Below are 16109 nucleotides of genomic sequence, written 5' to 3' on the forward strand. Positions count from 1 at the left end.
GTTGATTAACTACTCAGGACACCCGCCTTTCGGTAATCACCAGGCGACATCCCCGTTTGTTTTTTGAATAATTTATAAAAATAACTAGAATTTTGATAACCAACCGCCTCAGCAATTTGACCAATATCCAGATCTGAATCTCGTAATAAATCCACCGCGACATCAACACGATAATCATTGAGAAATTGGGCAAAACTACGTCCAACTTCCTGCTTGAACAATTGACCCAGATACACCGCATTGAGATGCAATTCACTCGCTACTGCCGCTAACGAAAGTTGTTCTGGATATCGCTTTTTAATAATCTGGCGCATTGCCAGCACATTTCTTGAAAACTGTTGAGTACCCTGTTCAGTAGCAAGTTCAGCAACCCACTGTAACTGACCTTTAAGATCACTAACGTCTTTGGCGTGATTGATTGCGGCAATGATGGCTGCTTTATCATCAAATTTCGTCAGTCGGTCACTTAGAACCAGCAATACAACTAGTGCGAACTGTCGTGCTAACAAGTCCGACGCATTTGCCTGCTTCATTGCGTCAAATTGGTGGGTTAACCATATTGAAAATCCAGTCAAATCGATGCCATCCAGTGCTTTTTTGACCTCAGAATAACTTGGCAACGTCGATGAAACGCTCTCTTGCGTATCTGGCAGCATCATTCGCAGCCCTGAAGCAGTTTCAAAAAAGTATTGTCTTGCAATCTCACGACGCAATTGAATATAACGCGTTCGCAATTGTCCGACATTCTTAATTGGAGCTCCAATTAGAAATGGCCGATGTGCTACCCCGATCTGATGAGGTGCTTCATTGATAAATATGTTTAATTGGTCAGTCGTCCCTTGAAAGACAATAATAAAATCTTCCCGCTCAGTATAAAAGCCCTTGACCGCTTTTATCACACGTAGGTAATTCACTAAATCTTTAGGCGGTAAGGGGTTTAGTACCCCAATAAGGCGAACGGTTGTTGGTGTGGCAAACTCAATTCCTAGCGCCTGGATAATTTGCAGTTGCTCTGGCTCGCGATCAGTCGTCAGTAATGTCCGTGTCTGTGTCTGAATTGCCAGCGATGCAATCTGATGTTGCTGTTGTTGTGCTTGTAACCGGTCCAAGGCACCTCGCAGTGTTGCCAACAATTCATCAGTATCAATTGGCTTACGTAAATAATTTACAGCATTTTGCTGCAAGCCAGCACGTACATAGTCAAAATCTGAATATCCTGAGATTACGATCAATTCCATTGCTGGTTGAATCTTCTTGGCAGCCGCTACAAATTCTGGGCCCGGCATCTCCGGCATGTTCATATCTGAAATTAAAATATCAATGTCATTATCTTGTAAATACTTTAACGCTAAGCTGGGATTTTGCTCCGTATTCACAATCTCCAACCCCAATGATTCCCAATCAATTAGTAATTTAAGCCCACGTAATAGCATGTATTCATCATCAACTAACATCACTTTCCGCATCACTTAACCCCCTCACGATCATCAAACTGCAGCAATACCGTAACGCCCTGTTGGTCATTACTATTAATTGTCATTTTAAAACCGTCCCCAAAACTATCGTGCATCCGTGAGTAGACATTCTGTAGTCCAATTGAATGCTGTTGTTCAGCTTCTAATGGTTGCTTCAACTTTTGATTCACAGCTTTAACAGCTTCCGGTGACAGGCCGCGGCCATTATCCACGATCTTAACGTGAACGATACCAGCTTCACGCCAAGCCTTTAAACTTAGGGCATTATCCACCCGTGAGAAGTTGACACCGTGCACGAAGTAATTCTCGACAAGTGGTTGCAAACTAAATTTGGGAATCTCAACCGCAGCGACATCGTCAGCGACCGTAAATTGATAAGCTAGCCGATCAGGAAACCGAACTTGATATAAAAAGACATACTTTTCAATAAAACTAACTTCCTGCTTCAGTGTCGTCCGTGATGATAGATCCGTGTTATTTCGCAATAATGCAGCAAAGCTATACACTACATTGGCGAGTTCTGGCTGATGTGCTTCTAACGCAGCCATTCGAATATACTCTAATGTATTAGACATAAAATGCGGGTTGATTTGTGTCTGTAATGCTCGCCGGTTCGCCTCTTGTTGGGCGATCTGTAATTGATAGATCGTATAAATATGCTGATGAATTTCCGTCAACATAGCGTTAATTCCGCCGGCAAGTGTATGCAAGTCTGTCGGTCGCAGATTCATTGGAACTCGTGCATCTAGATTACCATCAGAAACCGTTTGAACAGTATCAACAATTGTATTCAGTTGGTGCTGGTACCGACGAAAAGTCAGCCACAAGCCCGTACTTAGCCCTAGTAACAAAATCAACCCTAATAAAATTAACGGTAGAACATGTCCGATAATCAGACGACTTAATAGATGCCTATTCAAGACTGTCATCACCGTATAACCGGATGATAATTGTTTCGTGGTAACATGATAATCACGCAACATTTTCATGTTGCCCGCCGTTAGTGCCTGGTTCAGATCACGTTGCTGTTGTCGCGTGACCCGTTTACCAGCAAAGTAAAAGACTTCATCATCAGCCTCTGAACGTACCACAACTTGCAAGGGCTGGGTCGCATTCACTTGTGACAACTGCCGCTTGATCTCGCTCTGATCAAAGCTGATACTGAGAACCCCATCCGTTTCTAAGGATGTCTGATTGATTAACGGAGCATTAATTGCAAAACGTTGTTTAACGTCTTTGGCCGGATATAAGGCGCCACCAGGATTAGCTTGTGTCGCAACAAACACCTTATTTTGACTCAATAATCGTAGTGTCAGTTGAGTTACTTGATCATGCTGAGTAAAGAATTGCCGTGACTCAGTTGGCCAGAAAAAGTATGGACTGCCACTAATACTTTTATCAATCGCATAATTGCTGTAATCAGTGATAGACGAATCAAAATATTTTTCGATACTCGGTAAATTACTCGATGAACTTGTCATTTGAGTCGCGAATTGCGCGGCAATTTGTTGATTCTGATTAAGCATTTGACCAACCTGCACGATGGCCGTATTCTCGGCCTGCTCCAAATCCGCATCATAAGCTCGAATACTAACGGTGATAAAGACGGTTGTTGCCAAAACAACCATCACCGAAATGATGGTTGTATATAACTTAATCAGGTGGGCAAAGCTCGCCTGCATAGCATGACTTTTCAGCAACATCTAAACTGCCCCTAGCATCTTATCAATCTTGTCATACCACCGTCGTGACAATCGATCTGCCCCAACCATATAGATTCCAGGACTTAGGAAAAGGATCATCCCTGGCCACTTCAAAGAGATGACGATCAATACGATCGTGCCAATAATAAAGGTCAATAACTGCGTAAAATTACTAAAGAACTGAACAATTGCTAATTTAATGGCATCTTTGAAGGCAACATCGTAGCGCGACCGCAACATCACGGTAAAAATTGCTAAGCTAAAATCAAGAATCAAAGCAAATACGATAATAAATTGAATGAAAATTATCCATAGTGTATGAATCGAAAGGCTTAAATATAAATTATAAGCCAAGACGGCCCCTACCCCTAAGAACAACCAAGTATGCAAGTTCATTTGCCAAAAATGGCGTTTAAAGCGCTGCCATCCTTCCTTAAAGTGATATAACCGATAATCCCACTGCTTATCCATATGCATCTCAGTTACAGTTCGAAACGCCGGTCCAATTCCTAGTACAACCAACCCAGCGACTGTATAAATCCAAAAATAGACGGTCATTATTAAGAAAATAAATACCCGTGTAAAAATCTTATCCGCTGCGCGTCCAATCATTACTGTCTCCTCCTTTTCATAATCTATCTGTATAGTATCAAAATCCATTCATTGATAATAGCGTTTCCACTTCTAGCTTAATGCAAGGATAAACGCTTCATACGGTCGTAATACCACCCGCCCCAGTTGCTCAGGATAATCTTGATAGTTACTGATAATCAACTCAGATGCTCGCTTTGGTAGATCTACCGTAATAAGTGTATCAGCAAAATTAGCGCAAATTAGCCATTGGGTTTGTTGCCAATTCCGAGTGTAGGCAACGATTGGTGACGGTACCGCTGATAACTCGGTAAACTCACCCTGTTGCAACACCGCCGACTGTTTGCGTAATCTAATTAGCCGCTGATACGTCCACCATATCGATTGGTGGTCCGCTTGGGCGGCCGCAACATTGATCCTCGGATAATTGGCATTGATTGCCAACCATGGTTTGCCCGTTGTAAATCCCGCGTGTTGCTTAGCCGTCCATTGCATGGGCGTCCGCGCATTATCACGATTAAAGATATTGATTTTCTGCATGGCGGTACCAGCATCATCACCCTGTGCTCGTAATTGTCGATAAATTGTCCGGGCTTCAACATCGTTAACTTGATCGATAGTTGCAACTGGGCAATCAGTCATACCAATCTCTTCCCCTTGATAGACAAAAGGTGTGCCTTTTAGTCCGTGTAAAGCAATGGCTAACATCTTCGCACTCAGCTCTCGGTACTGACCCGTAGCCCCAAAGCGTGAAACGGCGCGGGGCAGGTCATGGTTACTCCAGAATAAACTATTCCACCCGTGAGTCGCCATCGTCGTTTGGCAAGCATAGAGCGCTTGTTTCAGTTGTGCAACATCAAGTGGTCGCTGTTCCCACTTTTCGCCGCCAACCTGGCGATCAGCCCATAAGTGGCCGAATTGGAAGACCATACTTAATTCTTCGCGCTGCTCATCACTGTACTGTCGCGCATCTTCTGGACTTGCACTCCAGGCTTCACCGACTGTTAAAAAATCACGGTTCCGCCAAGTCTGACGATTCATTTCATGTAAATATTCATGCAGATGCGGCCCATTCACTAAAATTTTTGCACGTGGCTCCTTGGCAATCATATCTATGACGTCCATCCGAAACCCTTCGATTCCCTTATCGATCCAGAAATTCATCATACGATAAATTGCGCGTCGTAAGTCTGGATTCTGCCAATTCAAATCAATCTGCTTTTTTGAAAACAAGTGCAAAAAGTATTGGCCCGTTAGTTCATCTAGCTCCCAAGCTGAACCGCCACTGAAACCAGATGTCAGATCATTAGGCGCATGCCCATCAACAGCATCCGCCCATACATAATAATCGCGCGTCGGACTATCTGGATTCTGACAAGCATCCACAAACCACAGATGCTCATCACTGGTATGATTCACGACCAAATCCATCACGATTTTTATGCCACGCTGAGCCGCTTGAGCGATCAACTGATCCATATCGGCCATCGTGCCATATGCTGGGTCAATCGCCTGATAATCCGCAATGTCATAGCCGTTATCAGCATTCGGACTTTTGTATACCGGGCTTAACCACAGCGCATCCACACCAAGGGTTGCCAAGTAATCGAGCCGACTGATAATCCCAGGGATGTCACCAATTCCATCCCCGTTACTATCTTGAAAGCTACGTGGGTAAATCTGATAAACCGTTGCGCGTTGCCACCAATGTGCTTGCATGCTGCTGACCCCCTATTAGTCTTAATTATGGCCCAATTTGTATGTAGACAAAGAGGTCGTAGTGCCCAGCACCCGACCTCTTTGTGGTAAATGATTTAAGTGTTACTGTTTAGCTAAGAAGGCGTCGTATTGTTTCTGTAATTCTTTTTGAACTTTATCGTAACCAGCGGCTTTGAGCTCTTTGTCCATCTTCTTAATTGTTGGGACTGGGTCGGCAGTACCAGTATTTAAGATATCAAGATACTTACTCATTACGTTCGATAAGTTCGTAATCTCGGTCTTCAATGAACTCGTATCAGGATTGAAACCAAGTGCTGCAGAAGTCTTCGCATCCTTAATAGATTGATCACGCTTCTTAATCATCGCTTCAGTCGTTGAGTCTTGAGTATAAAGGTTCTTGTTATTACCCATCATCCAAGCACCAATGAATGTGTTAGGCTTGTACTTATTGGTTATCTTGATCTTACCCTTAGCCTTGTCCGTAAAGTTCCATTGAGTTCCTTCAAGACCCCAAGTAATGTTGTTAAGCAAGGTCTTATCCGTGTTCAACAGGTTCAAGACTTGCATCGCTTCTTTCTTATGCTTGGAAGTCTTGGAAATTGTCCATACAGCCACTTGGGATTGAGCAGATGACTTATAAGGATCTGTAATGGTCTTAGACTTCATCTTCTTACCGCCCGCATTCGTAATCAAAGCGGAATCGCCGTAATCGAATGGTCCTTGGGTTTCTTGACGTACGAACCAAGTGTTATCTTGTAAGTTATATTGTGTGCTAGACGTTGCAGCATCCTTAGGAATATAACCCTTTTGGTAATAGCTGTGCAAAGTCTTCAGGATTCCTTGCATTTCACTAGTATCGTAGACATTCACAATCTTCTTACTTGAACCACTAGAGTCAATGGCAAATGGTAGCCCATTACCCAATGGGAAGTCCATGTGTTTTGGTGATGCCTTGAACCCTTGACCGATTGCAAAGGCTGCCACTCCTGGTTTTTCTTTATGGAATTTCGCTAAAGCTGACTCCATGCTTGCGTATGAATCAACATCATTAATACTAATATTGTACTTTTTCAAGAATTCATCGTTGAATGTCAGCATATTCTGCGCGTAAATGTTGGCATTGACTGGGAAGCCATATGTTTTACCGTTAACCTTTAGCCCTTTCCAGTAGGCTGAATCAACTTGTTTGTACGCTTTGTTGGCCACACCACCACTCTTTAATTCGCTATTCATATCGGCGTATGCACCCTTAAGTGCATTTGACGTATAGTTTTGCGCAAAGGCCAAATCGTAACCGCTACCAGAAGTAACCATAACATTGTACTTCTGTTCATAATCGCCCCAGCCGATAAAGTTCATCTTTAAATTGATATTCTTGTAAGTCTTATGAATTTCTTTATTCGCCCGTTTAATCATTGCGTCATAGTTCTTCGGCTTATCACCAGGCATATACATATTAACGGTTGTTGCCTTACTGGATGCTGAATCGCTATTGGACTTACCACAACCAGCTAGTGCCACTGTTCCAAATGCTACGGCACTAACTAGGGCCGCACCCTTTACAAATTTATTCATAGCTGTTCTTCCCCCTCGGAAAAGTTTTTTGAAATGACTTATTAATACCCCGAACAGTTAAAACGAATTAAATACGCAACACTACCAAACTAACCTTTGACGCCACCAATCGTCATTCCTTTGACGAAGTACTTCTGGAAGAATGGGTAGGTTAATGCAATTGGTAAAGTTGCAACAACAACGATTGCGAACCGCATACCTTCACTTGGAACATTGGCGGCACCCGCAATTGCGCCATTGGCTTGCATATTTTGTGTCATAAACTGAATATTGTTTTGAATCTTGATGAGTAAATATTGCAATGGTGTGACGCTATCCTTGTTGATGTATAGCAAGGCATTCATCCAATCATTCCAATAACCTAGTGACGTGAATAAACTAATTGTTGCAATCCCTGGAATTGCCAGAGGTACCACGATACTCCGGAAAATCCGCAACTCACTACCACCATCGATCCGTGCCGATTCAATGATTGCTTCCGGAATGGATGTCTTGAAGAAAGTCCGCATGATCAAAACGTTATACACCCCAAAGCTCATCGGTAAGATTAACGCCCAGATATTATCCTGTAGACCTAGCATTTGAGTCACAACCAAGTAAGTTGGCACCATACCTGGAACAAACAGCATAGAAATCAAAGCGAAAATAGTGAAGAATCTAGCATAGGCAAAGTCCTTACGAGAAATTGCATACGCGTACGTCGAACTAAACAAACTGTTCATTATGGTCCCAACAACTGTTACAAAGATCGTAACACCTAATGAGACTAACACTTGATGACCCATTTTAGCGAGATACTGATAGCTCGCAAAGGTCCAATGTTTAGGCCAGAATTGATACCCATACGTCGTAATATCTGATTCTTGTGTCAACGATAAGATAATGATGAAGAAGAACGGTAAGATACACGATAGTGCAAAGATTGCTAGGAAGATGTTGAAAAACAGGTTGGCGCCAGGTCCGAACTTGCGAATCTCAACAGCTGAAATATGTTTTTTCTTACGCAATGACGGCACCCCCTAAAATAATGCTGATTCTGGCTGTTTACGCCGAACCACCCAATTACAAACAATGATTAACAGTGCACCGACAACTGATTGCATTAGCCCAGCAGCCGTTGACATCCCAATATCATTAGTCGTCGTCAACGCGCGGTAAATATACGTATCAAAGGTCTGTGTCACATTAATCAACGTCCCTGATGAACGCGGAATTAGGTAGAATAGCCCGAAATCGCTACGGAAGATCCCCCCAATATTCAAGATCAACATTAACGTTGCAACTGGTAGGATGTGTGGTAACGTCACGTTTTTAATCTGTTGCCATTTATTTGCACCATCCATCATCGCCGCATCATAGTACGATGGATCAATTCCCATGGCCGTGGCAAAGTACAGAATACTGTTGTATCCGATTCCTTTCCAAACCCCTAGGAAGATAATGATAAATGGCCAGACCCACGGCGTATTGTAGAAGTCAATCGGTGTCCCGCCAAATGACTGAATAATATGGTTCAAAATACCCTTATCCGAACTCAAGAAGGCGTATACGAAGTAGGCCAAGATTGCCCATGATAAGAAATATGGAAATAGCATTGAAGTCTGATAAGCTTTCAAAAGTCGTTGGTTGCGCATTTGACTCATGACAATGCCAAAGAAGATGGCAAAGAAAAAGTTCAACAGTAAGAAGGTTAAATTGTACCCAACCGTGTTACGTAACACGATCCAAAAATCTGCCGATTTGAAGAAAAAGGCAAAGTTCTGAAAGCCAACCCACGGACTATGCAGCACACTATAGATGAAGCCTTGATCCGAGTATTGAAAGTTTTGAAAGGCAACAACGTTAGCCAACACGGGAATGTAGAAGAAGATAATTAATAATATCGCACCTGGAGCAACCATGAGCAAGAATACGCGGTTGTCCCATAAACGCTGGAAGAAATTGCGCTTCTTGACAATTGGAACTGCGGCATTTTGTGCCATCGGTTCTCCCTCCTTTCATTATTACACCTGTTATAGTAACCGCTTTCTCAAACGGCAACAATCAACTAACTTAAGGGATATATTGACAAACTCAAGATTTCATCAAAATTAGGTATAATTTCGACACAAAAATCAACAATCTAATCCTGTTAGAATCAACGGGCCACTCTGATTAAAACGTTTATTAAACAACCTAACAATCGAATTAACACGTTGTTAGCATACCAACATCAGCATATCAAGCTAGTGTCGAGCATTGTGTTAGCATCCATTCCATTATCGTTATCAACCAAAATAAAAACGACACCATTTTTTCGGCGTCGTTACGGTTCTATCTAAAATGACAATTCACAGGCGCTCACAATTTCTTTATACAGCCCGTGCCCGACCAATCCGTTATTGCGCTTATCCATTGGTAATAACGGTTCTCGCAATTCAGCTAAGTCATCACGTCCTGCTAGCCATTCATCAATACGCCAAGTAACCGTCTCACAGCGCGCGATTTGACCACCTAATCGAACATCGATAACCTCAAAGCCATTTCCACGCCGTTGTTGCTGCCAAAGCGCTCGAAAATCGCGTAATAATTGTTCCAGTGCATGCTGGCAACTTGTCACCGCCGCTCGAGCCGAGTCAGCCCGTAATTTGGTTACATCAGAATCAGCAAGGGCTACCACTACCTTTAGAGCTCGTTGTTTTACTAAAACCGTCCGTGCCAATTGCTTGTAAAAGGTCACCATCAATTGATTTTCTTGATGGACGTGTACCTGATCAAGCTTCGTCATTAAGTCCAGATAATGAGCTTCAACATCAATAACTGCTAAGTTAGACCGGTATCGCTGCAACATTAGATCCTCATAAAGAATCAACTTGCTCACATTATCAGCATCGACGTTAACTTTACTCGTAAAGTTATCAAATTGATCTAAGAGTCGATAAAAAGTCGCGTTTTCGCCCTGTATCATGGCATATTCTGTATCGATCATCGCCGATGTGACATCCTCGTAATACTGATAAGTTGCAAAAGCTTGTAGGCCATACCACGCTGCACTAAAAGGTACTTCTGCGCCGTCGTCAAACCACATTGTCGCAACTACTTGCTGCACGCCACTCGCTTTGGCAGCTTTCAAGCCCGCGTCAATCGTTGCCAACATCTTACTTTGATTAGGTGCCAAAGCACTCCACGTCCAGATTCCGCCCGCAAACGCCACATCATCACTAAGTTCGAAGTGTTGGGTAAAGCGCTCACGATAAGTCTGTTCATCTTCATGGTAATAGTCCCAATAAACTTGACCGACTGGCGGTAAACTCGCTTTAAAGGCAGGGTCAAAATGCACATCCGGATCATACATTTCATGCTTTGATGAAGCGAATGTAAACCATAAGTCACTCCACATATAAGCTTTTAAACCTAATTTCTGAGTTAACGATACGACTAATTGTAACTGTTGTAAGATAAGTGTTTCTTGATCTGTAAACCCATTTTGATCTAAATAGCGTCCACGGCCAAGCTGATAGGCTTCATCCATCCCAACGTGAATCTTATTAGTTGTGAACGGGGCACTCGCCGCACGCAAAAGATTAGTGAGGAAATCCTTTGTTGCAGGTGCTCCCACCAGTAACGTATCGTCCGTGTCTTTGACTGCCGCATGCGAATCCCACTTTAACGCATTATGCAGATGTGCTAAAGTCTGAACAGCTGGAACGATCGTCACACCAAAACGATCACCATACAAAGCAATCTCATGTAGTTCGGTCTGCTGATAACGACCACGACCACGACCAAAATATGGTGCCTCTGGGATTTCAAACAGATCCTCTAAATATAGCCATAACTCATTGTAACCCATGCTTGCTAGTCGCCGGATGATTTGCTTTATCATTGCAACTGTTGGTACGCCATTACGAGCAACATCGAGCATGGCAGCCAGCACTTCAAATCTTGGTTGCTGTCGAATATCAAATTGCGTTGCTTTCCGGGCTCGACCACATAACAATGCCGCACCATGCATCAACTCTGCCGTACTGCCATATGTGAGACGCGCCTGATCACCATTGCGTTGAATGTGAATACCAGTTGTCGCATGCTGGCATTCAACACTAAGATCGCTTGTCGGCATGATTGCGGCACAAACCGCCTGTACTGACTGTACTTGCTCAGTAGTCAACCCTTGCCACGTTATCATTTAGAAAATTCCTCCTACAAGTTCATTATTTTTTGGGGTCTGACAAGATCTATTTTTGCGACTGAAATATACCATAATGGGAGTACAGTAAACAGGGTAGCGCTTACATTTTTGAATAAAGTTGTTCCGCTAACTATACCAACTTCCCGTATTATTGGTATTTTATCACCTTTATCTCTCGATTAACGTTGGGGCAGCGCCAAAGTACCGCTTGAATACCTTGCTAAAATAATACGGATCTTGATAACCGACCGCATGAGCAACTTGGCGTACTGTGATTGCTTCTTGCATGAGCAGTTGCTTAGCACGTTGCATTCTTAGCCTTGTCAAATAACTAATCGGCGTTTCGCCTTGAATTGCCTTAAACGTTCGTGACAAGTACGCCGCACTAACATGAAGGGAGGCAGCCACCGTTCCTAATGTCAGATCTTCATTGTAATGCACATCCAAGTAATACGTGGCAGCATTGACCAACGCCTGCTGATCTCGACTAACATTACCTTGATGCAGTTCGGTATAATCGTTACTAACACTATTCTCTGGTAAGGATCGCAATAACCAGCAAAGCTGTTCAATCACCATCGCTTGAATTAACAAGGCGTGCCCAAATACGGTGGGGCGCTGACTTTCCGCTACAATTCGTTGGGCATTTGCCATGAATTCTGCCCGATAATCATCAAGACTAATTAACGCATCTTTAAAGGGCAAGTGGTTAGGCACCTGACCAGGTAGCGCGATATGCCGAAAGCCTATGTGCAGTTGAAGGCTTTGGGTATGCGGGGGCTGAGTCTCCTGATGATGAATGCCAGGGTTAAACAGTAGTGCCTGACCGGCAACAACTCGACGCCATTGTCCTTCCACATTGTAGTCTGAATACCCTTCCAACATTATTGAGAGCTCTAGAAAATCATGTTGATGATAGACGTAGGTTCCTGGATGTTCATTTCGAAACGGAAAGGCGTAAAGGACTTCCGGTTCAAATTCACTTAATTGCAACATTGTGATCCCTCCTTACAAAAAAAGACATTAAACTAGTCAAAATAATCTATTCAATGATCCCTCCAATATCATCATACTTAGCCTTGTCAAGTTAGCCAGCTTTAGCTGGTTACTACGGGAGGTTAATCATGAATCCTTATCAGTGGGTCTGGCAATACGCCCGGCACAGCCGCTGGCAAATCATACTAGCTAGTCTCTTAATTACCGTCAATGCACTTGGTGTAGTAGCAGTACCATTATTGGGTGGCATCATTGTTGACGTGGTCATCAATCAACGACATCTCAACTTGCTTCTGCCTTTATTAGCAGGGATGGTCGGTATCACGTTAATTCGAACCGTGATGCGTTACTGCTACATTATCCTCTGGGAACGCGTCGGTCAAAATTCATTGTATGACATTCGCCATGATTTATTCACGAAATTGCAATCCTTAGATTACCCCTTCTTCAACTCTGTCACTAACGGCGATATTATGGCTCGGTTAACTGGTGATACTGATGCAATCCGACACTTTCTATGCTGGGTTACCTATAACACCGCCGAATGTGTCCTATGGTTCTTAACTGCCGTGATTGTCATGGGTTGGCTCAACTGGCAATTAATGCTCGCACTAATTATCCTAACACCCATTATCGCCTGGTTAACGACACGCATGAGTACCGAAGCACACACTGTCTTCTTTGACATCCGTCAGAGCTTCGCCCACTTGAATGCCATGGTTGAAGAAAACATTTCAGGTAATCGGATCGTGCGGGCCTTTGCCCGTGAAGATTATGAAATCGAGAAGTTCCAGCAACTCAATCATGATTACAAGGAAAAGAACATGGCCTCCGCTGCCGTTTCTAGGCGGTACCTACCGACTTTAGATTTTCTTGCATCCTTGTTATCAGTCATTGTTTTACTGCTCGGAAGTATTCTCGTGATTAATCACCAGATGAGCCTAGGACAACTGGTTTCGTTTAACGGCTTTTTATGGATGCTCAACCAACCGATGCGTATGAGTGGCTGGTTAATTAACGATATTCAGCGCTTTTCAGCCGCAACTATTAAAATCCGTTCAATGCTGAACACGCAACCAACAATCATAACCACTAAATCACAACAAGTGGTTCCTATTCGAGGCGCTGTCCAGTTTCAGCACGTCGACTTTGCTTTCCCAGATACACCTCAAGTCAACGCACTTTTGGATATTAATTTTACTGTCGAACCAGGACAAACGCTCGGAATCCTTGGTGAAACTGGCTCTGGAAAAACAACGTTAATGAATCTCATTGCTCGTTTTTATGATCCCACGAACGGCCGTATCTTAATTGACGGACGCGATATTCAGCAGTGGTCGGCCCAAGACTTACGAAACCAAATTACGATTGTAACGCAAGATCTTTTCTTGTTCTCGGACACCATTACCGACAATATTAATTACGGCAATCACGATGCGTCAATACCATTTATCCGCGAGATGGCGGCTATCGCTGATGCCAATAACTTCATCGATCAGATGCCTGACGGTTATGATACCGTTGTCGGTGAACGAGGCGTTGGTCTCTCAGGTGGTCAAAAACAACGGATCTCTCTAACCCGAGCACTTGTTAAAGATCCTCGTATTTTGATTCTAGATGATACGACTAGCGCTCTCGATATGGAGACTGAAGCAACCATTCAACAACGATTGAAAGCGATTACAAAAAATAAGACAGTCTTCATCATTGCCTCTCGGATTTCCTCACTCCGCCATGCTGATCACATCATTGTTCTACGTCATGGTGAGATTATCGAACAAGGCAATCATGAATCTTTACTTGCTCAGAACGGCTACTATGCAGAGACTTATCGTCGGCAACTCGGACTAATTAAAGATGCGAAAGGAGATGAGTAGTGTGACCAAGCGAAACACCTACAACGAAGACGAAGAACTTACCAGCCGCTTTAATTGGCACGACTACGCACGACTTGGCCACTATCTACGACCTTACTCGTGGCGATTGTGCTTTGTGTTAATCACTATTTTAATTGGCAACATCGCCATCATCTTGGGTCCCTATTTGATGAAAATCGCGATCGACACTGCGATTCCTAACCGTAATCTTCCATTGATCTGGGCATTAAGTGGCACATTTCTAATCAGCTTAGTCATCGCATTCCTGTGTTTTCGATATCGTATCTGGGCAATCACCGAGATTGGTCAAAGTTTACTAATTGATATGCGGACTGATCTATTCACCCATTTACAAGAGTTACCATTTGCTTATTTTGATTCTCGACCGCATGGTAAGATTCTGATCCGGGTGGTTAACTATATCAATACACTAAGTGATCTACTGGCAAATGGCTTAGTTAAACTCATATCTGATATTATCTCAGTCCTCGTCACGTTAATATTCATGTTTGCAATTAACTGGCAATTGACCCTTGATAGTCTCGCATTGATTCCAGTACTAGTTTTATGGGCTTACCTGATTCAAAAAAAGCAGCGTCAAGCCTTTCGCAAACTAAGCGATAAACAGTCCAATCTCAATGCTTATATCCATGAAAGCATTGCTGGAATCAAAGTGACGCAAGGTTTCGCCCAGGAGGCCAACGCGATCCAGACCTTTGATGCGGTTGCTGATGACAATCGGCGTGCCTATATGCAAGCTGTCAAAATTCAATACGCGCTCGGTCCAGGGGTGCAAAACATCTCAACAATTACAACTGCACTAATTTACTTTATCGGTATTCAGCAACTGGGGGTCGTTGTCAGTACTGGGACGCTAATTGCCTTTTTAGGGTACATCAATAATTTTTGGAACCCAGTGATTAACATCGGTAACTTCTATAATTCCTTAATTACTGCCACCGCATACTTGGAACGTATCTTCGAAACTATGGATGAAAAACCACAGATTCTCGATACCCCAGACGCCTTTAACTTGCCGCCCATTAAGGGAGACGTCCGCTTCAACAATGTCTCATTTCGCTATGAAGAAGCCGGCCCGTTGACATTACACGACATCTCGTTTCACGCCCAAGCCGGACAAACAATCGCTTTAGTTGGACCAACCGGCGCTGGCAAAACGACGATAATTAATCTATTGTCGCGCTTTTACAACGTCACAACTGGCAATATTACCATCGATAATATCAATTTGCAGCAAGTTACACTCGATTCACTGCGGCAACAGATGGGTGTCATGCAACAAGAAACATTCATCTTTTCGGGCACCATAATGGATAATATTCGTTACGGTCGACTTGACGCAACGGATGACGAAGTTCGTTCGGCCGCCAAAATTGCTCGCGCAGATGCTTTCATTCAAACATTGCCCGCTGGCTATAATACAACGGTTCAGGAGCATGGTAGCAGCTTATCAGCGGGGCAACGACAATTACTCGCCTTTGCCCGGGTTTTGCTAGCCGATCCGCGAATTCTTATTTTAGATGAAGCCACTGCCGCAATTGACACAAAAACTGAAACCTTGTTACAAGAAGGACTTAATGAATTATTAAAAGGACGAACTAGTTTTATCGTCGCACACCGCTTATCCACCATCCAACGAGCGGATCAGATACTTGTGATCAATCATGGCCGCATCGTCGAGGCCGGTCGTCATGATCAACTAATGGCAATGCACGGCGAATACTATCGTCTCTATGACTCTCAGTACCAAATGCTCCAAGATCAAAATTGACAATGAGTGTAATTTAAGGACTGTTTTACTAGCAGTCCTTTTTTACGTGGTAACCCATTATCCTTGCCCAGTTACCATTCGGTCACTTTCTGTAAAAAAGTATAGTTTGTGCACATCTTGATATAGTTTCTCCCTAGGAATAGACCATGTAAGCGGTTAAAATCAAACTATCATGAAGTAATTAGCCACAAAAATGGTCGGTTTGACTAT

Annotated in this window: 11 protein-coding genes; 2 read left to right on the forward strand and 9 right to left on the reverse strand. The window is 43.3% G+C overall.

The genetic code is table 11. From position 1 onward, the window contains the following. Positions 1 to 5: 5 nt before the first annotated feature. The 9 genes from MZO41_RS02375 to MZO41_RS02415 all read right to left on the reverse strand — a co-directional run bounded on the left by MZO41_RS02375 (position 6) and on the right by MZO41_RS02415 (position 12230). Entirely contained in the window at positions 6 to 1466 is a 1461-nt protein-coding gene (locus MZO41_RS02375; RefSeq protein WP_003641582.1) for a response regulator transcription factor, read from the reverse strand. After that, positions 1466 to 3178, reverse strand: a complete 1713-nt coding sequence (locus MZO41_RS02380) for a sensor histidine kinase (protein ID WP_013356076.1) — start codon at positions 3176 to 3178, stop codon at positions 1466 to 1468. The genes MZO41_RS02375 and MZO41_RS02380 overlap by 1 nt, the downstream gene beginning before the upstream one ends. Then, positions 3179 to 3790 carry a YesL family protein gene (locus MZO41_RS02385; protein ID WP_003643597.1) on the reverse strand — a complete coding sequence of 204 codons (612 nt, stop codon included), beginning with the start codon at positions 3788 to 3790 and terminating at the stop codon, positions 3179 to 3181. A gap of 72 nt (positions 3791 to 3862) precedes the next feature. Next, a complete protein-coding gene (locus tag MZO41_RS02390) occupies positions 3863 to 5488 on the reverse strand; it encodes a glycoside hydrolase family 13 protein (RefSeq protein ID WP_013356077.1) in 1626 nt (541 codons plus the stop codon). A 102-nt stretch (positions 5489 to 5590) separates the two neighbouring features. Then, a complete protein-coding gene (locus tag MZO41_RS02395) occupies positions 5591 to 7063 on the reverse strand; it encodes an ABC transporter substrate-binding protein (protein ID WP_013356078.1) in 1473 nt (490 codons plus the stop codon). 89 nt (positions 7064 to 7152) lie between these two features. Next, entirely contained in the window at positions 7153 to 8070 is a 918-nt protein-coding gene (locus MZO41_RS02400; RefSeq protein ID WP_003643598.1) for a carbohydrate ABC transporter permease, read from the reverse strand. A gap of 12 nt (positions 8071 to 8082) precedes the next feature. After that, the gene (locus MZO41_RS02405; protein ID WP_003641588.1) at positions 8083 to 9045 is read right to left on the reverse strand and encodes an ABC transporter permease; all 963 of its coding nucleotides are present in this window, start codon (positions 9043 to 9045) and stop codon (positions 8083 to 8085) included. A gap of 335 nt (positions 9046 to 9380) precedes the next feature. Then, entirely contained in the window at positions 9381 to 11231 is a 1851-nt protein-coding gene (locus MZO41_RS02410) for a beta-N-acetylhexosaminidase (protein WP_013356079.1), read from the reverse strand. 171 nt (positions 11232 to 11402) lie between these two features. Continuing rightward, positions 11403 to 12230 (reverse strand): AraC family transcriptional regulator, encoded by an 828-nt coding sequence (locus MZO41_RS02415; RefSeq protein WP_003641590.1) that lies wholly within the window; start codon positions 12228 to 12230, stop codon positions 11403 to 11405. A gap of 128 nt (positions 12231 to 12358) precedes the next feature. Between MZO41_RS02415 and MZO41_RS02420 the strand changes: the two genes are divergently transcribed. Beyond that, positions 12359 to 14107: an ABC transporter ATP-binding protein gene (locus tag MZO41_RS02420; RefSeq protein ID WP_003641591.1), complete on the forward strand. Its 1749-nt coding sequence runs from the start codon at positions 12359 to 12361 to the stop codon at positions 14105 to 14107. Then, entirely contained in the window at positions 14088 to 15899 is a 1812-nt protein-coding gene (locus MZO41_RS02425) for an ABC transporter ATP-binding protein (RefSeq protein WP_164905384.1), read from the forward strand. The genes MZO41_RS02420 and MZO41_RS02425 overlap by 20 nt, the downstream gene beginning before the upstream one ends. The last annotated feature ends 210 nt before the right edge of the window (positions 15900 to 16109 follow it).

This window comes from Lactiplantibacillus sp. C232 (assembly GCF_023806725.1).
Taxonomy (GTDB): domain Bacteria; phylum Bacillota; class Bacilli; order Lactobacillales; family Lactobacillaceae; genus Lactiplantibacillus; species Lactiplantibacillus plantarum.